This window comes from Micrococcaceae bacterium Sec5.1 (assembly GCA_039636795.1).
Taxonomy (GTDB): domain Bacteria; phylum Actinomycetota; class Actinomycetes; order Actinomycetales; family Micrococcaceae; genus Arthrobacter.
In genome coordinates, this window is the sequence record CP143430.1 from 1852578 (window position 1) to 1877283 (window position 24706).

A 24706-nucleotide genomic window follows, 5' to 3' on the forward strand; every position below is an offset into this window, starting at 1 on the left:
GCATGTCGGCATTCCGCTCGCACGGCCGCGGCCATCTTGATGGCCCGGTCGTGGTTCTTGGTACAGGCCTGCTTGGAGCCAGCATTGGCCTCGGCCTGCGCGGACGCGGTGTTCCGGTTTTCCTTTTCGACCCCTCGCCGACCAACCAGGCGGTCGCGGTGGACATTGGTGCCGGCAGGCCGTTGGCCGAGCTTGATGAGCAACCTCAGTTGGTTGTTGTCGCTGCACCGCCTGACGTGACGGCCGACGTCGTGGAGAAGGCCCTGGCGGACTACCCTTCCGCCGTCGTCGTTGACATTGCCAGCGTTAAGGCCACTATTCAATCCCAATTGCGGGAGCGCGGCGTGGATTTGGCCAGGTATGTGGGGACCCATCCGATGGCCGGACGGGAAAAGTCGGGGCCCGTTGCGGCCAGGGGCGAGCTTTTCACATCCATGCCCTGGGTGGTTTGCCCATCGGAGGAAACCGACACCGACGCCGTGCACACGGCACGTTCGCTGGCGGGGGATTTGGGAGCAATCGTCTCCCAGTTCACCGCTGATGAGCATGACGAAGCGGTCGCTCTGGTGTCTCATCTGCCGCAGATCATGTCTTCGCTTCTGGCGAGCCGTTTGCAGGGAACGCCCTTGCATGCCCTGTCCTTGGCCGGGAACGGGTTGCGGGACACAACGCGTATCGCTGCCAGTGATCCCACCCTTTGGGTGCAGATACTGGGTGGCAATGCGGAAAAGGTTGTTTCCATCCTGCACGGCGTTCGTGAGGACCTAAATCGATTGATTGGGACTTTGGAAGCGCCGCTTGCACCGGGAGCGCGGTTGGATCTTGCACAGCTCATCAGCGAAGGGAACGCCGGGCAGGCCCGGATTCCGGGCAAGCACGGCGGGCCTCCACAAGCGTATTCCTGGCTTACGATCCTCGTGGATGACAAGCCCGGACAGATCGCGCAGCTCCTTACCGAAATTGGCGAGATCGGCGTGAACGTCGAAGACCTCCGGCTCGATCACTCCTCGGGTCAGAACGTGGGCATGGTGGAGCTCTCAGTCCTGCCGAGCAAGCACGACCTCCTTGTTGAAGCCTTGACCGATCGTGGATGGCGGGTACTCCAGTAATGACGCGTGAATTCTTTGGGCCGGAGACAGTTGCCCGCCCCGGCAAGCCGCTCGTGATCGCGATCGACGGCCCCTCGGGGTCGGGCAAATCCAGCGTCAGCAAGGAAGTTGCCCGGCGCTTGAAGCTGGCGTACCTGGATACCGGTGCGATGTACCGCGCGCTCACGTGGTACTGCCTCAAAACAGGCCTCGACCTCCAGGACGGCGCTGCGGTGGAGCAGGCTTCCAAACTTATGCCCCTGGAGATCAGTACCAGCACGGCTACCGAGTATGTGGCAGTAGACGGCACCGACATCACAGATGAAATCCGCGATCCCTTGATTTCGTCCTCCGTGAGCGCCGTCGCTACTACGCTGGGTGCCCGCACGGAGCTGATCCGCCGCCAGCGCCAGCTCATCGACCAACACCATCACCGGATGGTGGTGGAGGGACGCGACATCACCACGGTGGTTGCACCCAACGCCGAGGTCCGTATGCTCCTGACCGCGAGTGAAGAAGCCAGGCTCCGGCGTCGTGGTATTCAGTTGGGCGGTACGCAGACCAAGGAACAGCTTGCCGCGCAGGTGACACAGCGTGATGCCAAGGACTCCACGGTGGTGAACTTCACCCAAGCGGCCGACGGCGTTGTAACCCTCGATTCCTCGGACCTCGACTTTGAGGAAACAGTGGAAACAGCCCTGGCGATCGTTAGCAAGGTCATCTATGGCGACTAAGAACCAGCTTTCAGCACCACTCCTTCCAGCCAAGTGGACAGGCATCTGGAGCCGTCCCGTTGGCTGGATCCTGGATCATGTCATCTATCGGACGGTCGTGGCGGGCAAGGGCAACATACCAGCTGCTGGTCCAGTGATATTTGCAGGCAACCACATCAGCTTCCTCGACGGTCCCGTGATGTTCGGCGCTTCGCCGCGCCCCATGCACATCCTGGTCAAGAAAGAGATGTTCCAGGGATTCCTGGGCCGCGTCCTCAGGGGATCAGGGCAGATTCCGGTGGACCGAAGCGGTGACCGCAGCGCACTGCACATAGGCAAGCAATTGCTCGACGCCGGCCGTTGCGTTGGGATCCTTCCTGAAGGAACCCGGGGGAGCGGCTCCGCTGACAACATCAGCAATGGTGTCGCCTGGCTGGCTATCAACTCCGGCGCCACGGTCATACCCGTCGCGATTCTCGGAACCCGTGCGGGTGATGAGCACCGCGACCATATTCCCAAACCCCGCCGCAGGCTGTATGTCAGCTTCGGCGAACCCCTCACGGTGCAGCGCCGGAAGGGCGAACCGGGGCGTGTTTCAATGGACAGGGCGGCTGCGGCAATCCGCGATGCACTGGCCGGACACATCCAGGATGCAGTCAGGACTACAGGGCAGGGCCTTCCCCAGGAACCTCCGTCCGGACCATCCACAACGCAGCACCGCCAAACAGAAGTAGCCGGGACGCCGGCAGACCACCATTAAGGAACGTGCAATGAGCGATACGACTCAAAAATCCGGCCTCCACGGAGCCGGCGACGACGAATACACGCCCACCGGCACCGACCAGGTGGCTGAAAACCTGGCTGCCCTGGACGATGAAGAGGCCGAACTCCGTGCGGCCACCCTCCGGGCCGGCCTGGATGATTACGACCTCGACGAAGACGACGCAGCGCTGCTTAGCGGCGATTACGACGACGAAGGCGACGAAGGTCCCCTCAAGCTGGACCCGGTTTTGGCCATCATCGGCCGCCCGAACGTGGGCAAGTCCACCTTGGTCAACCGCATCCTTGGCCGCCGCGAAGCCGTCGTGGAGGACACCCCGGGTGTTACCCGCGACCGCGTCATGTACTCCGCACGTTGGAATGGCCGTAACTTCACGTTGGTAGACACCGGCGGATGGGAACACGATGCCAAGGGCATCCACGCCCGAGTTGCCGAGCAGGCCGAAATGGCTGTTGAGCTTGCCGACGCTGTTCTCTTCGTGGTGGACTCCGCCGTTGGCGCGACTGCGACGGATGAAGGCGTCATGAAGATGCTGCGCAAGAGCAAGAAGCCGGTCATCATGGTGGCCAACAAGGTGGATGACTTCGCACAGGAAGCTGACTCCGCTGCATTGTGGGGCCTTGGTTTCGGCCAGCCTTACCCGGTGTCCGCCCTTCACGGCCGCGGCGTAGCCGATCTCCTGGACCACGTCATGGACACGCTTCCCGAGTATTCCTTGGTGGAAGGTGTGGAGCGCTCCGGCGGTCCTCGCCGCATCGCCCTGATCGGTCGCCCGAACGTGGGTAAGTCCTCCTTGCTGAACAAGCTTGCAGGCTCCGAGCGCGTAGTGGTTGATCCGCTGGCCGGCACCACGCGTGACCCGGTTGACGAGTTCATTGAACTTGGCGACCGCACGTGGCGCTTCGTGGACACCGCAGGTATCCGCCGGCGCCAGCACATGGCACAGGGCGCCGACTTCTACGCGTCCCTGCGTACGCAGGCCGCCCTCGAAAAGGCGGAGGTCGCCGTCGTGCTCCTCGCAGTGGACGAGGTCCTCAGCGAACAGGACGTCCGCATTCTGCAGTTGGCCATTGAGTCCGGCCGTGCGCTGGTACTCGCGTTCAACAAGTGGGACCTGCTGGACGACGAACGCCGCCGTTACCTCGAGCGTGAAATCGAGCAGGACCTGGCCCACGTTGAGTGGGCTCCCCGGGTCAACATTTCCGCGAAAACCGGTTGGCACAAGGACCGCCTGGTTCCTGCCTTGGATACTGCGCTGGAGAGCTGGGACCGCCGTATCCCCACTGGCCGCCTGAACGCGTTCCTCGGTGAACTGGTTGCTGCCCACCCGCACCCGGTTCGCGGTGGCAAGCAGCCGCGCATCCTCTTCGGCACCCAGGCCTCCAGCCGGCCGCCGAAATTCGTGCTGTTCACCACCGGTTTCCTGGACCCCGGATACCGCCGCTTCATCACGCGTCGCTTGCGCGAAACGTTCGGCTTCGAAGGCACGCCCATCGAGGTCAACATGCGTGTCCGTGAGAAGCGCGGCAAGAAGCGCTAAATGAGACGGGCATCACAGTCGAGTTTGGCTCTGATGGCATTGGCACCCTCCAACTTCGTGTAAGCTTTTGGAGGTGGTTCGGCCGGACTGCTTAGGTGGGATTCTTCGGAGGAAAACCTAGGCGGAGAACGGTGGAACCAGCGGGCTGTAGCGCAGCTTGGTAGCGCACTTGACTGGGGGTCAAGGGGTCGCAGGTTCAAATCCTGTCAGCCCGACCATAAAGGCCGGAATCACGCGGAAACGCGGGGTTCCGGCCTTTGGTCGTTAAGCCCGAATCTGCGTATGCGGCGGCCAAACCCGGTCTTGTTCGCTTCTCTCCCCGTTGTGCGGTGAGGAGAGCGAACAAGTGCGGGACTGGCCAACTCCGACGTCGAAACTCAGGCCTTCTGCAGGGCTCCCAGTGCGCGTACCAAGGGCTCGAGTTCCGGAACCTGCTCAGCGGCTTCCAGGGCCGACGCCAAGGTCTCATCATGGACAGGCTTTGCTGCCTCAAGCAGCTTTTGGCCGGCGACCGTGAGCTCGGTGTAGATCCCACGACGATCATCCGCGCAGAGGATCCGCGTCAGCAGTCCCCGGTCCTCCAGGCGGTTGACCAGGCGGGTGGTTGCACTGCTGGAAAGAGCCGTGGCCCGGGCAAGCTGCTGCATGCGCATGTGCCATCCGTCCTGGCGGCTCAGGGCGTCAAGAACTGTGTATTCGACGACCGACAGCTCGGTGGAAGCCTGGAGTGCTTTCTCGAGTTCAGCCTCGATGCTTCCGTGCAGGGCAGCGAGGGTGCGCCATCCCTGTGCGCGTACTTCTACGGCGTCATCCTTGATGCCCATGCTTATTGTGCTCCTGCCTTGGTTTGCGTATCAGTGCAGCCGATCGAAAGTAGTTGCTTGCGCAATTATCTAGCGTGTGCAACTATATATACAGCGTCTGCAACTATTATTCTACGGGTTTCCAGAGGCGCACATCTACCTTGCTTTTGGGAGCCACCCAACTAAGGAGTTCCACATGCCCGCAGGGTTGATAGCCCTCGCCCTTGGCGGATTTGGCATCGGATTAACCGAGTTCGTCATCGTGGGCCTTTTGCCGGAAGTAGCGGCAGATTTCCAAGTGAGCGAGGCCTCAGCGGGCTGGTTCATTTCCGGTTATGCGCTAAGCGTGACAGTCGGCGCCCTTCTGGTTACTGCCGCCGTTACCAGACTTCCGCGCAAGCCCGTCCTTGTTGGGCTGCTTGTTCTGTTCATCGTCGGCAACTTCCTCTCCGCCATCGCCGACTCGTACACGGCGATGCTTGTAGGCCGCATCATTGCGGCGTTGTGCCACGGTGCGTTCTTCGGAATCGGCTCTGTGGTGGCAGCCAGCCTGGTTCCTCCGCACAAAAAAGCCGGTGCCATTGCCATCATGTTCACAGGACTTACTGCCGCCAACGTCCTCGGCGTTCCGTTCGGTACCCTCCTTGGCCAGAACCTGGGTTGGCGTTCAACGTTCTGGGCCATCACCGGAATCGGCGTGGTGGCACTGCTCGGAATAGCGCTGATGGTGCCGAAGGGGAGTACGGAGCCGACCAAAGGCCTCCGAAGCGAACTGGGAGCCTTCAAATCCGGCCAGGTCTGGCTGTCCCTCGTCGTGACGATTTTGGGCTTTGGCGGCATGTTCGGCGCGTTCACCTACATCGCATTCACGCTTACTGAAATTTCCGGGTTTGAGCCGGGCGCCGTCCCATGGTTGTTGGTGCTCTTCGGTGGCGGACTGTTCGTCGGCAACTTCCTGGGCGGGAAGGCGGCCGACAAAAACCTGGACGGATCCCTCGTCATAATCCTCGCCGGCTTGGTGCTGGTCCTGGGCTTCTTCGCCCTCACCGCGTCCAGCAGCATCGCTACCTTGATCTCGCTGGCCCTCATGGGCGGCTTCGGTTTTGCTACCGTCCCCGGTCTGCAGATGCGCGTGATGCACTTTGCCTCCTCCGCTCCCACCCTGGCATCCGGGGCCAACATTGGCGCCTTCAACCTGGGGAATGCGCTGGGCGCCTGGCTCGGAGGGGTCACCATTTCGGCTGGTCTGGGCTACACCTCGCCCATCTGGGCAGGGACCGCGATTACTGTAGCCGCGTTGTTGGTCATGCTTGCTGCCACCGCAGCAGCCAAGCGCAAGGAAGTTGGAGCAGCAAAGACCAGGCCCGACGTCGAACGCGAACCTCAGGGGGCGGCAGTCTCCTGACGCTGGGCTGCAAACCCAAAAAGCCCGCCACGGACAATAATCCGTGGCGGGCTTTCGCGTCCTAGGGGTTGGGTGCAGCGTCCCGGGCTTCCTGCTCTGCCCTCTTCGCAGCCTTGGTTCGTTCGCTCTCAGCCTGCCTCAACGCCCGCATTTGCTTGCCTCGCCGGCGCCACAGGGCCCAAAGAACAGTAACCACCGCAAAAATCACCGCAGCCGCTACCGCCGAGATCCCCGTCCACGTAGTGAAGAATCCGGCATCCACGCTCAAGGTGCGCTGGCCGGCGTGCGCAGATTCGGTGGAACCGAACACAATGCCTGCCGTCAGCAGGTTCGGCGTGGCGATTGCGACAGCCGCCAGCAGGATGACGATCTTCCACGGCCAGGAGACAGCCTTGTGGGTTGCCTGCCACGCCACCACGAGGGGAACGAAGGTGAAGACGAAGCCGTAGAACATGCCCACCAATACGCTCGCGCCGAGGTCCCGCCGGATCTGCCCCGCGATGACGTCGGACCACCAACGGGGCAGAATGGCCCCAAGGATAAAGTAGGCTGCCACAGCGACAAGCAATGCCACCAGGATCAGAATAATTTTGACGCCCCAATTGCGTTTTTTCCGAGCCGGTACTTGTGCTTGTTCAGTCATGGGTCAATCATGGCAGAGACCTCATCAGGCACAGGGGAATTGTGCCTATACTTTCAGCGGTGGCCGGATGCCCGGGCCGCCGTCGAGATCCGTAAATGTCCCGATGAAAGGCGACCCATGAGCAATATTCCAGCCGATCTTTCCTACACCGCAGAGCACGAGTGGGTTTCTGCCCCTGACGCCGATGGCGTGGTGCGGATTGGTATTACCGACTTCGCGCAGGACGCCCTGGGTGACGTTGTATACGCCCAGATGCCCGAACCCGGGACAAAGATCACCGGGAATGAAGTTGTTGGGGAGGTTGAGTCCACCAAGAGCGTCAGTGATATCTATGCTCCCGTTAGCGGTGAAGTCATTAACCGCAATGACTCTTTGGACCAGGATCCGGCACTGATCAACTCTGATCCTTACGGCGATGGTTGGCTTTTTGAAGTAAAGCTGGCAGAAGCCGATGCAGTGGATTCCCTGCTCAGTGCATCGGAGTACGAACAACAGGTAGGCTAAAGTTATCTGGCCCGCCCGGCTGCATTCTTTTAGCCAAGGACGCGGGAAGGCGGGCCAGCAACCGATTTGCCCGGCGGTACCGGGAGGCGGAAGTGGCCGGCAAGGTTTGGAATTGCCGGCGGATGAGGAGGAAATTCCATGGTTGGCGGCGAACAGAACCAAGCCAATGTCGGAAGGGGCGCGGAAGAGCAACCCACGTCGGAGACCACCTCGATCAGCATCACGCCAACGTGGGACGAGCCAAGCGTTGCACCCCGGCTTGCACCCGAAGAGCGTGCCTCCGTTGATGCCCTGCCGCCGGACTCTGCCTTGCTCATCGCGCACAGCGGACCAAACGCGGGGGCCCGGTTCCTTCTGGACGCAGATACCACTACGGCCGGCAGGCACCCGGACGCAGACATCTTCCTGGATGACGTCACGGTGTCGCGCAAGCACGTGGAGTTCCACCGCACCCCAACGGGCTTCGAACTCGTGGACATGGGTAGCCTCAATGGAACCTATGTGAACCACGACCGCGTGGATCGGGTGCTGCTGAAGAGTGGCAATGAGGTGCAGATCGGCAAGTTCCGGCTGACCTACTACTTCAGCCCTGGCCGCCCGGCGGGCCAAGTCTGACCCCGGGGTACCTGCCTGTGGCAATGGCCCAGCCGGAACGTCGCGGACCGCAGGTCCTGAACATCGGGGAAGTCCTGGCGCAGTTGAGCGACGACTTCCCAGGGATGACTGCGTCCAAAATCCGCTTTCTTGAGGAAAAGGGCCTCATTAATCCGAAGCGGACCCCTGCCGGGTACCGGCAGTACGCGGACAGTGATGTTGAGCGCCTCCGTTTCGTCCTTGCCCTTCAGCGCGACCAGTACTTGCCGCTCAAGGTCATCAAGGATTACTTGGACGCGATCGATCGCGGGGAGCGTCCCGAAAACCTGCCTCCAGGCGTCACGGTGTCACCCCGGGTAGTTTCGGCGGAAATGGCTGCCGAAATCCAAGGCCGTGCCCGCGCATTGACCGAGGAGCAGCTCCGGGCCGAATCGGGTGCAAGCGTACCCTTGCTGGAGTCGCTCCTGAGCTTCGGACTAATAAGCCATGTTGGCGGCAAGTTCGACGAACACGCCCTCCAGGTTGCGCGTGCCTGCGTCCAGTTGGAGGGTCATGGTTTGGAGCCGCGCCATCTCCGGCCGTTCCAGGCTGCAGCCGAGCGTGAGTTCGGCCTGGTGGAGAGAGCGGTTGCGCCCCTGACGTCCAGGCGCGACGCCGCCTCCCAAGCACGGGCTGCCGAAGCAGCACGTGAAATCAGCGAACTGTGCCTGACGCTGCACAGGGCGCTCGTCCACGACCGTATCTCCCGGATGGACACCTGATGATCGAAGTTGAAATTGTCGGCGTCCGGATCGAACTGCCGTCCAACCAGCCTTTGGTCCTCCTGCGGGAGATCAAGGGTGAACGGCATGTCCCCATCTGGATTGGAACACCCGAGGCCAGCGCCATTGCCCTGGCCCAGCAAGGTGTGGTCCCACCGCGGCCGATGACCCACGATCTCCTGATTGACGTCGTAGAATCCTTGGGGCATTCAATCATCAGCGTTAACATCGTGGCGGTCGAAGACAACATCTTCTACGGGCAACTGCAATTCGACGATGGCACTGTAGTGAGTTCGCGCGCTTCCGATGCGTTGGCCCTTGCATTGCGGGCCAAATGCCGCATTTGGTGCGCGGATGCGGTGATGGAGGAAGCAGGAGTCCGGATCACTGAGCATGACGAAGGCGAAGATTCAGAGCCGGATCCCAGTGTGGACGAAGAACGTGAAATGCGGCGTTTCCGCGAGTTCCTGGACGACGTGGAACCTGAGGATTTCGAAGGCTGAATCACCCTAAGCCTAAAGTTGAGGGTGAAACTTTCGACACGACCGGATTTTGCGCCCGAGGTCTTTGACCTAACGCCCTCCCGGGCCTAACGTCGAAGGTATCAAGTTCCCGTTGCATACACTGCCCGCGCAAGTCACACTGGAAGGTGCCGACTTGTGGGAATTACACGGCTGAATTTCGGCGTTGTGATCAGTGGTAAGCACCGTCCCCAAGGGAACTGAGAACAAGGAGGTCACGTGAGTCCGAAAGGCGAAGCAGGCGAGCTGAAGCAGGCCTCGACCGGCATTGCTGCGCCCGCATCCGGCGCCCAAGGTTTGCTCTTCACAGAGGACCTTCCAGTGCTGGACGAGGACGCGGGCTACCGCGGGCCCACTGCCTGCAAGGCTGCAGGTATCACGTACCGACAGCTGGACTATTGGGCGCGCACCGGTTTGGTTGAGCCGGCCGTCCGTGGTGCTGCGGGTTCCGGCTCGCAACGTCTCTATGGATTCCGCGACATCCTGGTGCTCAAGGTAGTCAAGCGACTACTTGATACCGGTGTTTCCCTGCAGCAGATCCGCACAGCCGTGGAGCATCTTCGCGAGCGTGGTGTTGAAGACCTTGCGCAGATTACGCTGATGAGCGATGGCGCCAGTGTTTACGAATGTACCTCTGCCGACGAAGTCATTGACCTCGTGCAAGGCGGACAGGGTGTCTTTGGCATCGCGGTGGGACGTGTATGGCGGGAAGTCGAGGGAAGCCTTGCCGCGCTTCCGAGCGAGCACGCCGCCGAGCAGTCCTTTCCGGACGACGAATTGAGCAAGCGGCGCGTTGCCCGCCGTATCGGCTAAATAAGCCCAACTGGATGTCTTGGTAACGGATGAAGCCGCCCCTTGGATAGAGGGTGCGGCTTCTTCCGTCATATGGCTGGCGCGTGGGGGCTAGCGCTGCTGGCGATTCCGCAAGCCGGCTTGACCCTCAAGTAGGCTCTGCAAGAGTGCGTCGAAGAGTTTTGCGGAGTTCTTGGCTGAATCGCCAGGCCAGTGGTGCACGGAGTGGGCTGCGCCTTGGATTTGCTGCCAGTTTGCCTGCTCCGGAATGTGCGGCGTCAGGAGCAGCTCGCCGAACATGGACTCCATCTCGGACAGCCGGAAGGTGTGCTCTGCTGAGCCGGTGCGAACGCGGTTGGCGACGATTCCCGCTGGCGCCAGATGAGGAGCGAATTCCTGTCGGAACAACTGGATGGCGCGCATGGTCCGTTCGGTACCGGCCACGGAGAACAGGCCGGGCTCGGCCACGAGCACTACGCGGTCGCTGGCGCTCCATGCCATGCGGGTGAGCCCGTTCAGCGAAGGAGGGCAGTCCACAAGAATCAGTTCATAGTTGGTGGTTCCTGCAAGAACGGCCGAGAGCCTGCGAAGGTCGCGGCGGCCGAGATCCGGGCGGTCATAGATACCCGTGAACGCTGATCCAACAGCAACGTCAAGCTTGCCGCCGCTGGAACCGTTGGAAACCCAGCTGCTGCTGGCGACGTTCTCGGGAAGTTTCGCTTTCCGGGGACTCTTGAGCATGCGGCCAATGTCCAACTGGTCACCTCGCTGGACGCCGAGTGCCGTCGTAGCGTCGGCATGGGGATCGAGGTCCACCACGAGGGTTGGAATGCCGGCCGCGAGGGCCGCGGACGCCAGGCCGGTGGTCACTGACGTCTTTCCCACTCCGCCTTTGAGGCTGCTGATGCTGACTACTTGCACTTGAAAACCCAAAACCTAACGCCGGTTGCCGTATCGCGCTGTTTTCCGCTCCGGGACCGCCGGAGCCGGGGCTTGCCGAAGCCCCTCCAACATCATATGGGGCGGGGCCGTGGATTCCCGCTTTCTACGCGCCCGGGTGCCGGAGGATGCTGCGGCCATTAGCACGGTGGGGAGTCGCGCGCACGCATATACAGCCCAGATGACGATTCCATTGTGATGGTTGCCACAAAGATTTGTGTTTGATGCTGGCGGCACTACACACTGTGACCACCGACCGATCCACCCGCAATGATGCAGGAGAAGTATGTTTTCGAAAATTCTGGTGGCCAATCGCGGCGAAATCGCGATCAGGGCGTTTCGCGCTGGTTATGAACTGGGCGCCAAGACCGTAGCCGTCTTTCCGCATGAGGATCGCAACTCGATCCACCGGCAGAAGGCCGACGAAGCTTACCTGATCGGCGAGGTGGGCCACCCTGTCCGCGCCTACCTGGACGTCGAGGAGGTTGTCCGCGTCGCCAAGGAAGCCGGCGCCGACGCCATCTACCCCGGCTATGGCTTCCTCTCGGAAAACCCTGACCTGGCCCGTGCGGCCAAGGCCGCGGGAATCACCTTCGTGGGCCCGCCTGCCGAGGTCCTGGAACTCGCAGGCAACAAGGTTGCTGCCCTGGAAGCTGCCCGCAAGGCCGGTGTCCCCGTGCTGAAGTCGAGCAAGCCTTCAAAGGACCTCGATGAACTGATCGCGGCAGCCGACGAAATCGGCTTCCCGATCTTCGCCAAGGCTGTTGCCGGCGGTGGTGGACGTGGCATGCGTCGCGTGGAGACCCGTGAAGCCCTCCCCGAAGCCCTGCAGTCCGCCATGCGCGAGGCCGATGCTGCTTTCGGCGATCCCACCATGTTCCTCGAGCAGGCCGTGTTGCGCCCGCGCCACATCGAAGTGCAGATCCTGGCCGACGCCGAGGGTAACGTCATGCACCTGTTCGAGCGTGACTGTTCCTTGCAGCGCCGCCACCAGAAGGTAGTGGAAATCGCGCCGGCGCCCAACCTGGATGAAAACATCCGCCAGGCGCTCTACCGTGACGCCGTGGCCTTCGCCAAGGCCCTGAACTACGTCAACGCCGGAACGGTTGAGTTCCTGGTAGACACCGAAGGCGAGCGTGCAGGCCAGCACGTGTTCATCGAAATGAACCCGCGCATCCAGGTGGAGCACACTGTCACCGAGGAAATCACGGATGTGGACCTCGTGCAGGCACAGATGCGTATTGCCTCGGGTGAGACCCTCGCGGACCTTGGCCTGAGCCAGGAGACAGTATCCATCAAGGGCGCCGCCCTGCAGTGCCGCATCACCACGGAGGATCCGGCCAACGGCTTCCGCCCGGACGTCGGAAAGATCACCGGCTACCGTTCCGCAGGTGGCGCGGGCGTGCGTCTCGACGGCGGCACCGTCTACTCCGGTGCCGAGATCAGCCCGCACTTCGACTCCATGCTCGTCAAGCTGACCTGCCGTGGCCGCGATTACCCGGCTGCAGTTGCCCGTGCGCGGCGTGGCCTGGCGGAATTCCGCATTCGTGGCGTGTCCACGAACATTCCTTTCCTGCAAGCCGTCCTCGCTGATCCGGACTTCAACGCCGGGAACGTGGCCACGGACTTCATCGACAAGCGCCCTGAACTGCTCAAGTCGCACATCTCTGCCGACCGTGGAACCAAGCTGCTCACGTGGCTGGCCGAGGTCACTGTGAACAAGCCGAACGGTGAGCTCAAGGTCCACTCCGACCCCGCCAGCAAGCTGCCCGTGATCGAGGGACCGGTGCCCACGTCCGGTTCGCGCCAGAAGCTCCGGGAGCTCGGCCCTGAGGGCTTTGCGAAAGCGCTGCGTGAGCAGCAGGCAGTCGCCGTCACGGACACCACGTTCCGTGACGCCCACCAGTCCTTGCTGGCTACCCGTGTCCGTACCCGCGACCTCGTGGCTGCCGGCCCGGCCGTCACGGCGTTGCTGCCGGAGCTGCTTTCCGTCGAGGCCTGGGGTGGTGCAACGTACGACGTCGCGCTCCGCTTCCTTGGCGAGGACCCTTGGGACCGCTTGGCTGCTCTGCGGCAGGCACTGCCGAACACGTGTATCCAGATGCTGCTCCGTGGACGGAACACTGTTGGTTACACTCCTTACCCGGAAGAGGTGACCGAGGCCTTCGTCAACGAAGCAGCGGCTACCGGCATCGACATCTTCCGCATCTTCGACGCCCTCAATGACGTCAACCAGATGGCCCCGGCAATCCGGGCTGTGCGTGCAACAGGGACTGCCGTCGCAGAGGTCGCACTCTGCTACACCGGCAACCTCCTTGACCCCAACGAGGACCTGTACACCCTCGACTACTACCTGGACCTTGCCCAGAAGATCGTCGACGCCGGTGCCCACATCCTCGCCATCAAGGACATGGCAGGACTCCTGCGTCCCGCCGCGGCTGCCAAGCTCGTCTCCGCCCTGCGAGAGCGTTTCGACCTGCCCGTGCACTTGCACACGCACGACACCGCCGGTGGCCAGCTCGCAACGCTTCTGGCGGCCGTCGACGCCGGTGTGGACGCCGTTGACGTCGCTGCTGCCTCCCTGGCCGGGACTACAAGCCAGCCTGCCGCTTCGGCGCTGGTGGCAGCATTGGCCAATACACCGCGCGACACCGGGATGAGTCTTGCCAACGTCGGTGCACTGGAGCCTTACTGGGAAGCGGTTCGGCGGGTCTACGCGCCCTTCGAGTCCGGCCTGCCGGGTCCCACAGGCCGTGTGTACCAGCACGAGATCCCAGGTGGCCAGCTGTCCAACCTTCGCCAGCAGGCCATCGCCTTGGGCTTGGGGGAGCAGTTCGAAGCCATCGAGGACATGTACACGGCGGCAGACCGCATCCTGGGCCGCCTGGTCAAGGTGACTCCATCCTCCAAGGTGGTGGGCGATCTCGCACTGCACCTTGTCGGCCTGAACGCTGACCCTGCGGACTTCAACGAGAACCCGCAGAACTACGACATCCCGGACTCCGTCATCGGCTTCCTTTCCGGCGAACTCGGAGATCCTCCCGGAGGCTGGCCCGAGCCGTTCCGTACCAAGGCCCTTCAAGGCCGCAGCATCAAGGTCCGGGACGTTGAGATCAGTTCAGAGGACAGCGCCGCGCTGAAGGGTAATTCGAAGACCCGCCAGCACACCCTGAACCGCTTGCTCTTCGCAGGTCCTACCAAGGACTACCTCAAGAGCGTGGAGACCTACGGCAATATCTCCGTGCTGGACACCCGTGATTACCTCTACGGTTTCCAGCAGGGCTCGGAGCACGTGATCGAGCTGGAGAAGGGCGTCCGCCTCATTGCCCAGCTTGAGGCCGTGTCCGAAGCTGACGAAAAGGGCATGCGTACGGTGATGTGTACGCTGAACGGCCAGTCGCGTCCAGTGGTTGTCCGCGACCGTTCCGTGGTGAGCAACGTCAAGGCGGCAGAGAAGGCCGACCCAGCACAGCCCGGGCAGGTTGCAGCCCCGTTCGCCGGGGCGGTTACCGTCACGGTCAAAGCAGGCGATGTGGTCAAGGCCGGCGATACGGTTGCCACGATCGAGGCAATGAAGATGGAAGCATCCATCACGACGCCGGTGGCCGGCACGGTCTCCCGCCTCGCCATCTCCTCGGTGGAGCAGGTCCAGGGCGGCGATTTGCTGCTGGTGATCGGCTAACGATCCACCAACAAAAACCCCTTCCGGAGGAATTCCGGAAGGGGTTTTTCGTTTACGGTGGCGTTTTTGCTGTGCCGTGTTCAGTACTACTGCGCCCGGGGCGCCGAATACATCTCTTCGATCACGGCGTCAAAGTCCTTCATGACCTGTGCGCGCTTGACCTTCAGCGACGGAGTGAGGTGGCCTGAAGCCTCGGTGAAGTCGGCAGGGACGATTCGGAAGGACTTGATTGCCTCCGCTTGGGAGACGGACTGGTTGGCTTTGCTGATGAGGTCCTGGACCGCAGCCCTTACCACCGGGTTCCCGGCAGCTTCTTCCAAGGAGGTACCGGATGGAAGTCCATGGCGTTCCAGCCATCCCGGCAACGCCTCCTCATCCAAGGTCACCAAAGCGCCGATGAACGGACGGTTATCGCCTACTACCAGGACCTGGGAAACCAGGGCGTCTGCGCGGATCTGGTCTTCCAGCAGCGCAGGAACCACGTTCTTTCCACCGGCCGTGACGATGATTTCCTTCTTGCGCCCGGTGATCTTGAGGAAGCCGTTGCTGTCCAGCTCACCGATGTCCCCGGTGCGGAACCACCCGTCGGCGGCAAAGGTTTCCTGCGTGAGGTCTTCGCGCTTGTAGTAGCCACGCATAACGCAGACGCCCTTGGCGAGAATTTCGCCGTCGTCTGCGATCTTGACGGCGTTGCCCGGAAGCGGGGCGCCCACGGTGCCGATCCTGATCATCGAGGGTGTGTTGACGGAGATGGGCGCCGTGGTTTCCGTCAGGCCGTATCCCTCCAGGATCTGCAGGCCAATGCCTTGGAAGAAGTGGCCCAGGCGTTCGCCCAAGGGGCCGCCACCCGAAACAGCGTGTGCCACATGTCCGCCCATGGCGTCGCGGAGCTTTCCGTAGACGAGTTTGTCGAACACTGCATGCTTGAGCTTCAACCCCAAGCCCAGGGAACCGGCCTGGCGCGCCTTGGAGTACTCGATCGCGGTGTCCACTGCACGGTGGAAGATGGCGCCCTTGCCGCTATCCTCGGCTTTGGTCAGCGCCGAGTTGTAGACCTTCTCGAAGACGCGCGGCACCGCAAGGATGAACGTTGGCTGGAAGCTCTGGAGGTCGGCCAGCAGATGCTTGATATCCGGCGTGTGGGCTACTTTGACGCCCCCTGCCACGGCCAGCACGGAGATGAACCGTGCAAAGACGTGGGCCAGCGGGAGGAACATAATGGTCTTGGCTGACTCGTTGATGATCTCGCCCAGTGCCGCACGTGCATTCTCGGACAGCTCCACGAAGTTTCCGTGGGTCAGCTCGCAGCCCTTGGGCCTGCCTGTGGTTCCGGAGGTGTAGATGATGGTGGCCAGATCCGTCAAGCCTGCAGCGGAGCGGCGCGTCTCAAGTTCCTCATCTGTGACACTGGTGCCGGCGGTGCGCAGGGCGTCAAGGCCGGCACCCTCAAGTTGCCAAACGTTGGCCACTGACTGGATGTCTTCGGCCGCAACAGCTTGCCGGATGATGTCCTCGTGGTGGGCGGCTTCACCGAAGGCGGCCACAGCGCCGGAATCGCCCAGGTTCCAAGCCACCTGCGATGGGGAAGAGGTCTCGTAAATTGGGACAGAAACGCCTCCTGCGAACCAGATGGCAAAGTCAACCAGCGACCATTCATAACGGGTACGCGACATGATGCCAACACGATCGCCGGCGCCCACGCCACTGGCGATAAGGCCCTTGGCCAAGGTCTTGACGTCGGCAAGGAAATCCGTGGCCCGGATGTCCTGCCACTGTGCGCTGCTGTCCAGCTTGGCGAAAAGTGCAGGGTTGGAAGCCTTGGTGGCGGCCCGGACGACGAGGTCCGTGATGTTGGTTTCAGGGGCAACATTGACAAGAGGCGGAACACTGAATTCACGCACGGTAGCTCCTTTGATATCCATGGGCCGCGAGAGGCTGCTTTCACTCTAGTATGCCCACTCGCGGGGGTGTGTCCTATTTAACCTACTGGCGAGTAACTTTACGGATGACCGGCCGTTTCGAGCAACTCGGCGTTATCCAGCGCTTGGCGATGTCTGCCTGCCCGGGCCCGGCAGAATAGGATGTTGGGATGCCTTCATTACGGTCCAGTTCCCGTGCCCGGCCCCGGCCACCAGTCGCTGCCTGGAAGGACGTTCCCTGGGCTGGACGCAGGAGTCATTTGGGCAGGCGGGGGCTGGCCATCGGCATTGACATCGGCGGCACCAAGGTAGCTGCCGGCGTTGTTGACGCCGAGGGCAGGATCCTCGCCGAGGCGCGCAGGTCCACGCCGGGCGCGGACCCCCGCGCCGTGGAGCAGACCATCGTGGAACTGGTTGACGAACTCAGCGCGGACCACCGGATTGCCTCCGTTGGTATTGGCGCGGCGGGTTGGATGGACCTCGACGGCGGTACGGTACTGTTCAGTCCGCACCTTGCCTGGCGCAACGAGCCCCTGAGGGAAAGCCTTCAGAATCTGTTGAGGCGGCCGGTCTTACTAACGAACGACGCCGACGCAGCCGCCTGGGCGGAGTGGCGCTTTGGCGCCGGCCAAGGTGAGAGCCGCCTGGTGTGCATCACGTTGGGCACGGGCATCGGCGGCGCAATGGTGATGGACGGGAGGGTTGAACGCGGCCGCTACGGTGTGGCAGGCGAATTCGGTCACCAGATCATTTTCCCCGGCGGGCACCGTTGCGAATGCGGCAATCGTGGCTGTTGGGAGCAATACGCGTCGGGGAACGCCCTCGGCCGTGAGGCCCGCCAATTGGTGCGAACCAACTCGCCTGAGGGCCGCGCACTCCTTGAACGCGCAGGCGGTGTGGAGGAGAGCATCACCGGCGCTGCAGTTACAACATTGGCGCTGGCCGGCGACTCTACGTCAAGGGAACTGTTGGCGGACCAAGGTGAATGGTTGGGCTTGGGGCTGGCCAACCTGGCGGCGGCACTGGATCCCGGGATGTTCGTGATTGGCGGCGGATTGTGCGACGCCGGGGACCTGCTCGCCGGACCGGCCCGTGAGGCATTCGCCCGGAATTTGACGGGGCGTGGATTCCGTCCGATGGCAAGGATTGAGCTCGCCGCTCTGGGACCCCGCGCAGGCATGATCGGCGCTGCTGACCTTTCGAGGGTCAGCGGCCGTGCCCACAGCTAAGCCGGCCGACAACCAAGTGGGCGCGCGCACCTAGATGCGTGCGCCGTCGTCGTCCTCGTTTTTCTCATGCGGTAGGCGCATGATCAGGTAAACGACCGAGGCCGCAAAGGCAACCACTATGCCAAGGATGGCCAGCAAGGGTGCCGAACGCCAAAACATCGCCGTAAAAAGCAGGGCGAGGGGGCCGCCCACAGCGCCAATCCATGCCAGCATGGTCAGCGGGTCCGTTCCCACCAGGCTGGGAGGCTCCTCGGGCACGAAGGCGCCGTCGTCGTCGTCCACCTCGAAATCGCGGGGACCCAGGGGCCTGCCGTCTGATTCTTCCTTTTCTCCTTGTGGCGTCCGGGCATCAGGCGCCGCTGCCGTGGCCGGAGAGGATAGTCCCAGCGGATCAAAGTCCCTGAAGCCCTTTGGGGCATCTTCCCTGGCCGGAGCGTCTTCCCTGGCTGGCGCGGCTCCTGCCTGTTCCCTTTCCGGCCGGCCCGGTTCGGGGGCCTCACCCAAGGGTGAGGATTCCGTTGCTTCCAGCCTGGCCACCAAATCCAACCACACGGCGTCGTCGTCTTTGTTGGCGCTCTGATCGGCAGAGTTGGGATCAGGCCTGTTCATCGGCTTTGTCCTTTTCGAGGGAAGACCCATCGCCGGCCAGGGCCGCCATGGTCTTTTGGATGAAGTCGACGGTTCCCGTGAAGATTTCAGGGGCGTCGTTGTCAAGGGTCGCAACATGATGGCTGTTGCTGAGGTAGGTGACGTCAACGGGCGCCTGGACCCGTGCACGAAGGAATTCGAGGCTGGCGTTGGAGATGACATTGTCCACTGTGGAGCGAAAGACCCTGACAGGGGAACTGATGCGGGGCAATAGCGCGGCAGTGTCTTTGTACATCTTCTTCAACTCGTGGGCCGCTGCAACCGGGGTGCGGGAATATGCCCCTTCGTCCTGGTCCGGCTTCAAAATGTCATTGGCGATTGCCGGAGTGCTCTTCATGACGTACTTGAGGGCCGCAACGATCACGGCGCGCGGGTCATCAAGTACCAGGCCGGGGTTTACCACAATGGTGCCGGCCACGGGCCGTGTCGCCGCAATGCGCAGCGCCAGCGTTCCGCCCATGGACAGTCCAGCCGCGAACACGAAATCGCATTCGCCTGCCAGTTCCCTGTAGGAATCGTCAACGGCCCGGTGCCATTCACGCCATGAACGCGTGGCCATATCCTGCCAGGTAGTTCCGTGCCCGGGGAGCAACGGAACCCTGACGGCATATCCCGCCGCTGCCAGGTGCTCCGCCCAGGGCCGGACGCTGTGGGGGCTTCCCGTAAACCCGTGTGACATGACGACGCCAACCCGGGGGCCTGGGCCAGTCCAGTTGCTGAGGAACGGGGAGAAATCGGGAAGCATTTTCATGATGACTCTGAGGCTACTCTGTCCGCGGCATGCTGACGGAAAAACTGCGCCGATTCTTCAAAGATGGTGGGTGCATCCACATCCAACGTGGCTACGTGGCCGCTCGCCGGGAGGGTCACCACTTTGAGTCGGGAAGGGTCCATATGCCTGCTGATCATAGCTACGGAAGTGGGCGGGATGACGCCGTCCACTGAAGATTTGAAGACCAGCGCCGGGGCTTGAATTTGTGGGAGGGCCCGGGTTGCCTGGCGGAAGAGCTTCTTCAGTTCGTGCACTGACTTCAAAGGCGTCTTTGAGTAGTCACCGTCCTGTGTGGCGGCCGCCGTCGGTTTTTCTTCCTCAATGGGTGAGGTGGTGGGCATGACGTACTTGAGTGCTCCGACATACCTGACCCGGCGATCGTAGAAACTCAACCCTGGGTTCACCAGGACCAGGCCTGGAACATCGTGCAGTGAAGCGAGGCGGAGGGCAACAGCACCGCCCATGGACAGGCCTGCCACAAAACACGTCTCGGTCCGGGCGGCAAGGTCCAGATAGCTTCGCTCAAATGTCCTGTACCAGTCCTGCCATCGTGTGGTGGCGAGATCGTGCCAGCTGGTTCCGTGACCGGGAAGCAAAGGCACTGAAACGGAAAATCCCTGCCCGGCCAGATACTCGGCCCAGGGCAGGACGCTCAGCGGGCTACCCGTAAATCCGTGGCAGATGGCCACTCCGGTGGAAGCATTGGCTCCATGGCCGGGATGGTGGAAAGCGAGCGGCGCGGCTGGTTTGTTGCGTTCCGTCATGGCTCCATCGTGTCACTCCTACCGATATTTCTCACTGGAGTAGGGTTGCTGTTGAGTCCCACCGGCTTGGCCGGAAGGACGCCCGTAAACCGGTCGTGAGAGGACAAACGTGTTCTATTGGGTCATGAAGAGGATCTTTCTTGGTCCTGTTCTCAAACTGCTGTTCCGGCCATGGGTCAAAGGGCTGGACAACGTCCCCGGAAACGGCCCGGCAATCCTGGCGTCCAACCATTTGTCCTTTTCGGACTCCATCTTCCTGCCCCTGATGGTGGATCGGCCCGTGATCTTCCTTGCCAAGTCCGAGTACTTCACCGGCAAGGGCATGAAGGGCCGCTTGACGGCGCTGTTCTTCAGGCTCACGAACCAACTGCCTATGGACCGCTCCGGCGGAGCCGCGTCGGAGCTATCGCTGCAAGCCGGGAAGGACGTCCTGAATTCCGGCGGGCTCTTGGGAATCTACCCCGAAGGCACCCGGAGTCCGGACGCCAAGCTCTACCGCGGCAAGGTGGGTGTTGCGCGCCTCGCGCTCCAGACCCGTGTCCCTGTGGTGCCGGTGGCGATGATTGGCACGGAAAAGGTCCAGCCCATTGGCAACAGGCTGCCCAGCATCCGGCGCATCGGTGTCATCTTTGGGCAGCCCTTGGACTTCAGCCGTTATTACGGCATGGAGGATGACCGGCTCATTCAACGGGCTGCAACTGACGAAATCATGTACGAGCTGATGCGGCTTTCCGGACAAGAGTATGTGGACGAGTACGCAGCTGTGGTCAAGGCCCGCCTGGACGGCAAAGGGCCCGGGACCGTGGGTAAAGTCAAAGCGGCCGAGGAGGCTCCTTCAGACATCGCCGATGACAAGGATGAACCCAAGGAAGACGGGGGAGCGGCCAGCGGGGGACTGTGACGCATTCGGCAGGGACAGTTACGCCTGCAGTGCCCCAACCTTGGCGGAGGCTACTACTCTTGAAGGGTGACTGAGCTAACCGCGAACACCGCACCCCCTGTAGTAGACCCGCTCGCCAGCACCGCCCAGAGTGGGGCTGCAAATTACCCCGGCCTTGACGCCTGGCGGGACCTGCCCATTTCCCAGCAGCCCACGTGGTCTGACTCCGAGGTCTTCAAGGCCTCCGTCAAGGAACTTTCCGTCGTTCCGCCTTTGGTATTTGCCGGCGAAGTTGATGTTCTTCGGGAGCGCTTGGCTGCGGCCGCCCAGGGCAAGGCTTTCCTCCTGCAGGGTGGAGACTGCGCAGAAACCTTTGAAGCCGCTACCGCGGACAAGATCAGCGCACGCGTCAAGACGATCCTCCAGATGGCCGTCGTGCTGACGTACGGTGCGGCGATGCCGGTCATCAAGATGGGCCGCATGGCCGGCCAATTTGCCAAGCCGCGATCGTCCAACGATGAAACCCGCGACGGCGTGACGCTTCCCGCATACCGCGGAGATATCGTCAACGGCTACGACTTCACACCCGAGTCCCGCGCGCACGACGCCGGCAGGATGCTGAAGGCTTACCACACGTCGGCATCCACACTTAACCTGATCCGGGCATTCACCCAAGGTGGCTTCGCGGATCTTCGGCTGGTCCACCAATGGAACAAGGGCTTCACTGAGAACCCGGCGCATGCCCGGTACGAGTCCCTTGCCCGCGACATTGATCGCGCCATCATGTTCATGGACTCCTGTGGTGCTGACTTCGAGGCGCTCAAGCGGGTTGAGTTCTTCGCCAGCCACGAGGCACTGCTGCTCGACTACGAACGCGCACTGACCCGCATCGACTCCCGCACCGGCCTGCCCTACGACACTTCCGCCCACTTCCTCTGGATCGGCGAGCGGACCCGCGAACTCGATCATGCCCACGTGGACTTCCTTTCCCGTGTACGGAACCCCATTGGAGTCAAGCTCGGCCCCACCACCAGCGGCGACGATGCCCTGCGCCTCATCGACAAGCTGGACCCCAACCGCGAACCCGGGCGCCTGACATTCATTACCCGCATGGGTGCCACCAACATCCGCGAAAAGCTGCCGGCCGTCGTCGAGCGCGTTACTGCATCCGGTGCCCAGGTCCTGTGGGTGACGGACCCGATGCACGGCAACACGGTGACCTCGCCAAACGGGTACAAGACCCGCAACTTCGACGACGTCATCGATGAAGTACGTGGATTCTTCGAAGTACACCACTCCTTGGGAACGGTTCCGGGTGGTCTGCATGTCGAAATGACCGGCGACGACGTCGCTGAGTGCCTCGGTGGTGCAGATCCCATCGATCAGGACGCTTTCCTGGACCGCTACGAGTCTGTCTGCGATCCGCGCCTGAACCACATGCAGTCCCTTGAGATGGCATTCCTGGTGGCAGGAGCTCTCTCCAAGAGGTAGTAGATACAAGAAAGGTGCGGTCCGGATGAATCCGGACCGCACCTTTTTCGCTTCTCGCTTTTGTACTAAACGACGGTCAGCATGACGACCGATCCTTCGGGAACTTCTTTGTCCACAGGATTCTGGTCCCGGACGGTGCCAAAAAATCCACCCAGGATCTCATTCACCTTCACTTCGAAACCCAGCGCCTCCAGCTGTTGCCGTGCTTCCTTGGCCTGCTTGCCAATAAAGCTCGGCACCCGCACCAGCTTGGGTCCCTTGGACAGCGTCAGGGTCACAGTTTCGCCGCGGACCAGCGTGCCGTTGCCAGGGGACTGTGCCACAACGGCACCCTTGGGTACAGATTTGTCGTTGACAGTCTCTGGAGCGACAACGGCCTTCAACCCCGCATCCTGAATTGCTTTCACGGCAGCATCCTGCGTCAAACCCCGAACATCGGGAACGGGGATGGGCTGCGGTCCCTTTGAAACAACGAAGGAAACGGGCGTGCCGTGGCGTACTTCTTTGCCCGGTGCAGGGTCTTGGGAGATGACAATGCCTGCGGGGATCTTTTCATCAAAAGCCTCCGTGACATTGCCAAGGGTCATTTGGGCGGCGTTCAGGGCCGTCTTTGCGTCATCAAGGGTCCCACCTGTCAGCCCGGGGAGCGCGAAGAGTTGTGCACCTTTTGAAACGAAAAGCGCGATGGTTTGAAACTTCCGTACCACTTCCCCGGATTTGGGTTCAGTCCCGACGGCGAGCCCCGCCTGGACGTCGTCGTCGAAGACGTCCTTGGGCTCGGACTGGAATCCTGCCGTTCGCAGGAGTTGTTGGGCCTCGGCCACTGTCTTGTTCTTGACATCGGGAACGGTGCCTGGAGATCCAGGCCCCATGCCGAAGAACCACCCGGCAGAACCTGCCAGCAGCGCCAGGATCACGATCACGACTGTCCAAATAACAGCGCGCCGCCGGGGATTGCCTTCACGCAAGGGGCGCATCGGGGTGGCAGCAGCCCGGGCCTGGTCTTTAGCCTGTTGCCGCTCCAGCTTCTTCTGCTCCCGTTTGCTGGGCTGGGGCAGGTCATCGTCCACACCGGGAAGGGCCAGGCCGGCGTTGCGTGGTTGCCGTGCAGGTCCTGCCATCACGGTTGTCGGGTTGCTCTGGTGTGGGATGAATTCGGTGGGCGATGCTGTCGTGGCAAGGGCCTCGGTGGGATTCTCTTGCGGGGTGGCCCCATGCCGAGCGGCGCCGGAAGCGGGACCCGCGGAAGCGGCTGCCCCGATGGAACCCGCTGCCCCAGCAGCAGCGCCAGGGGAGAGGGGCCGGGAGGACGGCTGCCTGTGGTCCAGTTGTTCGTCGCTCAGGGTGGTTCGGATGTGGCGAAGTTCCGATAGCAAGGCGGAGCCGTCGACGGGCCGGTTTTCGGCGTCTACAGCAGTACACCACTGCACAAGTTCGTCCAGGTCTTCGGCAAGACCGGGAGCAGCCTCTGAGGGGCGGCCAACCACGGCGTTGACGTGCTGGTAGGCAACTTGAATCGGGGACTCGCCAGCATATGGCTGCTTGCCTGTGAGCATTTCGTAGAGCATGATGCCCGCTGAGTAGACGTCGCTGCGGGCATCGGCGGGTTTGCCGAGCACCAATTCGGGAGCGAGGTACGCGACCGTGCCGATCAAGGCGCCTGTACTTGTGGTGGCCGTGACAGCCCGGGCTAATCCGAAGTCGCCTACCTTGATCCGGCCGTCGTCCGCTATGAGCACGTTCTCCGGCTTGATGTCCCGATGGATGAGTCCTGATCCATGGGCTGCCGCTAAACCTTCGATGACCGGATCGATCAGGGCGAGGGCAAGGCGCGGTGGAAGTGCACCGTGCTGGTTGATGACGTCACGAAGTGTATGGCCTTTGACATACTCCATCACCAGATAAGCGATATGCCCGTCTTCGCCTTGGTCCAGCACGCTGACAACGTGGGGATGGGACAGGCTCGCAGCGGCCTTGGCCTCGCGGCTGAGTCGCTCCAGGAACGTCTCGTCATTGGCCAGGTGCGGGTGCAGGACTTTGAGGGCCACGTCGCGCTCCAGGCGCTGGTCCGTGGCCAGGTAGACGGTGGACATTCCACCTCTGGCAAGGCGTGATCGGACGTTGTAGCGCCCGTCCACGGTGGTCCCGATGAGGTGGTCCTGCGTTGGTTCCTGCACCATACGATCCTAAACGAGGCAGGGAAGAGGCCCGAATCCGCAAAGGACCCGGGCCTCGTC

Annotated in this window: 22 protein-coding genes and 1 tRNA gene; 15 read left to right on the forward strand and 8 right to left on the reverse strand. The window is 62.2% G+C overall.

Annotated elements, in window-relative coordinates; genetic code table 11:
- Positions 1-2 precede the first annotated feature (2 nt).
- From VUN82_08575 to VUN82_08595, 5 genes are all read left to right on the forward strand, one after another.
- On the forward strand, positions 3-1109 hold the full coding sequence (locus VUN82_08575; GenBank protein XAS73873.1) for a prephenate dehydrogenase: 1107 nt from the start codon (positions 3-5) through the stop codon (positions 1107-1109).
- Complete coding sequence (gene cmk, locus VUN82_08580; GenBank protein ID XAS73874.1) at positions 1109-1822, forward strand: (d)CMP kinase; 714 nt, start codon at positions 1109-1111, stop codon at positions 1820-1822. The genes VUN82_08575 and cmk overlap by 1 nt, the downstream gene beginning before the upstream one ends.
- Positions 1812-2561, forward strand: a complete 750-nt coding sequence (locus tag VUN82_08585; protein XAS73875.1) for a lysophospholipid acyltransferase family protein — start codon at positions 1812-1814, stop codon at positions 2559-2561. The genes cmk and VUN82_08585 overlap by 11 nt, the downstream gene beginning before the upstream one ends.
- Positions 2562-2571: 10 nt before the next feature.
- Positions 2572-4122 carry a ribosome biogenesis GTPase Der gene (der, locus tag VUN82_08590; GenBank protein ID XAS73876.1) on the forward strand — a complete coding sequence of 517 codons (1551 nt, stop codon included), beginning with the start codon at positions 2572-2574 and terminating at the stop codon, positions 4120-4122.
- Positions 4123-4263: 141 nt separating this feature from the next.
- Positions 4264-4340: transfer RNA gene (locus VUN82_08595), tRNA-Pro, on the forward strand.
- Between the two features lie 159 nt (positions 4341-4499).
- Here VUN82_08595 and VUN82_08600 read toward each other — a convergent pair.
- On the reverse strand, positions 4500-4946 hold the full coding sequence (locus tag VUN82_08600; protein XAS73877.1) for a MarR family transcriptional regulator: 447 nt from the start codon (positions 4944-4946) through the stop codon (positions 4500-4502).
- Positions 4947-5121: 175 nt separating this feature from the next.
- Between VUN82_08600 and VUN82_08605 the strand changes: the two genes are divergently transcribed.
- Positions 5122-6330, forward strand: a complete 1209-nt coding sequence (locus VUN82_08605) for an MFS transporter (protein XAS73878.1) — start codon at positions 5122-5124, stop codon at positions 6328-6330.
- A 61-nt stretch (positions 6331-6391) separates the two neighbouring features.
- Here the strand turns inward: VUN82_08605 and VUN82_08610 are convergent, their stop codons facing one another.
- Positions 6392-6973, reverse strand: coding sequence for a hypothetical protein (locus tag VUN82_08610; protein XAS73879.1), 582 nt, complete (start codon positions 6971-6973; stop codon positions 6392-6394).
- Positions 6974-7090: 117 nt separating this feature from the next.
- Here VUN82_08610 and gcvH point away from each other — a divergent pair, with 117 nt between their 5' ends.
- From gcvH to VUN82_08635, 5 genes are all read left to right on the forward strand, one after another.
- Positions 7091-7477 carry a glycine cleavage system protein GcvH gene (gene gcvH, locus VUN82_08615; protein XAS73880.1) on the forward strand — a complete coding sequence of 129 codons (387 nt, stop codon included), beginning with the start codon at positions 7091-7093 and terminating at the stop codon, positions 7475-7477.
- Positions 7478-7615: 138 nt separating this feature from the next.
- Entirely contained in the window at positions 7616-8092 is a 477-nt protein-coding gene (locus VUN82_08620) for an FHA domain-containing protein (protein ID XAS73881.1), read from the forward strand.
- 23 nt (positions 8093-8115) lie between these two features.
- The gene (locus VUN82_08625; protein ID XAS73882.1) at positions 8116-8832 is read left to right on the forward strand and encodes a MerR family transcriptional regulator; all 717 of its coding nucleotides are present in this window, start codon (positions 8116-8118) and stop codon (positions 8830-8832) included.
- The gene (locus VUN82_08630) at positions 8832-9335 is read left to right on the forward strand and encodes a bifunctional nuclease family protein (GenBank protein XAS73883.1); all 504 of its coding nucleotides are present in this window, start codon (positions 8832-8834) and stop codon (positions 9333-9335) included. Before VUN82_08625 ends, VUN82_08630 begins: the two co-directional genes overlap by 1 nt.
- Before the next feature lie 237 nt (positions 9336-9572).
- Entirely contained in the window at positions 9573-10166 is a 594-nt protein-coding gene (locus tag VUN82_08635) for a MerR family transcriptional regulator (GenBank protein ID XAS73884.1), read from the forward strand.
- A 90-nt stretch (positions 10167-10256) separates the two neighbouring features.
- Here the strand turns inward: VUN82_08635 and VUN82_08640 are convergent, their stop codons facing one another.
- Positions 10257-11066 (reverse strand): ParA family protein, encoded by an 810-nt coding sequence (locus VUN82_08640; GenBank protein XAS73885.1) that lies wholly within the window; start codon positions 11064-11066, stop codon positions 10257-10259.
- A 304-nt stretch (positions 11067-11370) separates the two neighbouring features.
- On the opposite strand from VUN82_08640, the gene VUN82_08645 reads away from it, so the two are divergent.
- The gene (locus VUN82_08645) at positions 11371-14766 is read left to right on the forward strand and encodes a pyruvate carboxylase (protein ID XAS73886.1); all 3396 of its coding nucleotides are present in this window, start codon (positions 11371-11373) and stop codon (positions 14764-14766) included.
- Between the two features lie 86 nt (positions 14767-14852).
- Here the strand turns inward: VUN82_08645 and VUN82_08650 are convergent, their stop codons facing one another.
- A complete protein-coding gene (locus VUN82_08650; GenBank protein ID XAS73887.1) occupies positions 14853-16667 on the reverse strand; it encodes a long-chain fatty acid--CoA ligase in 1815 nt (604 codons plus the stop codon).
- A gap of 188 nt (positions 16668-16855) precedes the next feature.
- Between VUN82_08650 and VUN82_08655 the strand changes: the two genes are divergently transcribed.
- The gene (locus VUN82_08655; protein ID XAS73888.1) at positions 16856-17914 is read left to right on the forward strand and encodes an ROK family protein; all 1059 of its coding nucleotides are present in this window, start codon (positions 16856-16858) and stop codon (positions 17912-17914) included.
- Between the two features lie 30 nt (positions 17915-17944).
- Here the strand turns inward: VUN82_08655 and VUN82_08660 are convergent, their stop codons facing one another.
- From VUN82_08660 to VUN82_08670, 3 genes are read right to left on the reverse strand one after another with little or no spacing between them, the layout of a single operon-like run.
- Positions 17945-18523, reverse strand: a complete 579-nt coding sequence (locus VUN82_08660; protein XAS73889.1) for a hypothetical protein — start codon at positions 18521-18523, stop codon at positions 17945-17947.
- Complete coding sequence (locus VUN82_08665) at positions 18510-19313, reverse strand: alpha/beta fold hydrolase (protein ID XAS73890.1); 804 nt, start codon at positions 19311-19313, stop codon at positions 18510-18512. The genes VUN82_08660 and VUN82_08665 overlap by 14 nt, the downstream gene beginning before the upstream one ends.
- Positions 19310-20098: an alpha/beta fold hydrolase gene (locus VUN82_08670; GenBank protein ID XAS73891.1), complete on the reverse strand. Its 789-nt coding sequence runs from the start codon at positions 20096-20098 to the stop codon at positions 19310-19312. Before VUN82_08670 ends, VUN82_08665 begins: the two co-directional genes overlap by 4 nt.
- Positions 20099-20207: 109 nt before the next feature.
- On the opposite strand from VUN82_08670, the gene VUN82_08675 reads away from it, so the two are divergent.
- Together VUN82_08675 and VUN82_08680 are read left to right on the forward strand one after the other, a co-directional pair.
- On the forward strand, positions 20208-20999 hold the full coding sequence (locus VUN82_08675; GenBank protein XAS73892.1) for a lysophospholipid acyltransferase family protein: 792 nt from the start codon (positions 20208-20210) through the stop codon (positions 20997-20999).
- A gap of 66 nt (positions 21000-21065) precedes the next feature.
- Positions 21066-22469: a 3-deoxy-7-phosphoheptulonate synthase class II gene (locus tag VUN82_08680; protein ID XAS73893.1), complete on the forward strand. Its 1404-nt coding sequence runs from the start codon at positions 21066-21068 to the stop codon at positions 22467-22469.
- A 65-nt stretch (positions 22470-22534) separates the two neighbouring features.
- On the opposite strand, the gene VUN82_08685 is transcribed toward VUN82_08680, so the two are convergent.
- The gene (locus VUN82_08685; protein ID XAS73894.1) at positions 22535-24649 is read right to left on the reverse strand and encodes a PASTA domain-containing protein; all 2115 of its coding nucleotides are present in this window, start codon (positions 24647-24649) and stop codon (positions 22535-22537) included.
- Between the last annotated feature and the right edge of the window lie 57 nt (positions 24650-24706).

Bases quoted from the DNA above. Each gene is read 5' to 3' on its own strand.
- cmk (XAS73874.1), top strand. From the start codon at position 1,109: ATGACGCGTGAATTCTTTGGGCCGGAGACAGTTGCCCGCCCCGGCAAG.
- VUN82_08670 (XAS73891.1), bottom strand. From the start codon at position 20,098: ATGACGGAACGCAACAAACCAGCCGCGCCGCTCGCTTTCCACCATCCC.
- VUN82_08625 (XAS73882.1), top strand. From the start codon at position 8,116: ATGGCCCAGCCGGAACGTCGCGGACCGCAGGTCCTGAACATCGGGGAA.
- VUN82_08630 (XAS73883.1), top strand. From the start codon at position 8,832: ATGATCGAAGTTGAAATTGTCGGCGTCCGGATCGAACTGCCGTCCAAC.
- VUN82_08620 (XAS73881.1), top strand. From the start codon at position 7,616: ATGGTTGGCGGCGAACAGAACCAAGCCAATGTCGGAAGGGGCGCGGAA.
- VUN82_08685 (XAS73894.1), bottom strand. From the start codon at position 24,649: ATGGTGCAGGAACCAACGCAGGACCACCTCATCGGGACCACCGTGGAC.
- VUN82_08610 (XAS73879.1), bottom strand. From the start codon at position 6,973: ATGACTGAACAAGCACAAGTACCGGCTCGGAAAAAACGCAATTGGGGC.
- VUN82_08575 (XAS73873.1), top strand. From the start codon at position 3: ATGTCGGCATTCCGCTCGCACGGCCGCGGCCATCTTGATGGCCCGGTC.
- VUN82_08605 (XAS73878.1), top strand. From the start codon at position 5,122: ATGCCCGCAGGGTTGATAGCCCTCGCCCTTGGCGGATTTGGCATCGGA.
- VUN82_08660 (XAS73889.1), bottom strand. From the start codon at position 18,523: ATGAACAGGCCTGATCCCAACTCTGCCGATCAGAGCGCCAACAAAGAC.
- der (XAS73876.1), top strand. From the start codon at position 2,572: ATGAGCGATACGACTCAAAAATCCGGCCTCCACGGAGCCGGCGACGAC.
- VUN82_08600 (XAS73877.1), bottom strand. From the start codon at position 4,946: ATGGGCATCAAGGATGACGCCGTAGAAGTACGCGCACAGGGATGGCGC.
- gcvH (XAS73880.1), top strand. From the start codon at position 7,091: ATGAGCAATATTCCAGCCGATCTTTCCTACACCGCAGAGCACGAGTGG.
- VUN82_08665 (XAS73890.1), bottom strand. From the start codon at position 19,313: ATGAAAATGCTTCCCGATTTCTCCCCGTTCCTCAGCAACTGGACTGGC.
- VUN82_08585 (XAS73875.1), top strand. From the start codon at position 1,812: ATGGCGACTAAGAACCAGCTTTCAGCACCACTCCTTCCAGCCAAGTGG.
- VUN82_08655 (XAS73888.1), top strand. From the start codon at position 16,856: ATGCCTTCATTACGGTCCAGTTCCCGTGCCCGGCCCCGGCCACCAGTC.
- VUN82_08645 (XAS73886.1), top strand. From the start codon at position 11,371: ATGTTTTCGAAAATTCTGGTGGCCAATCGCGGCGAAATCGCGATCAGG.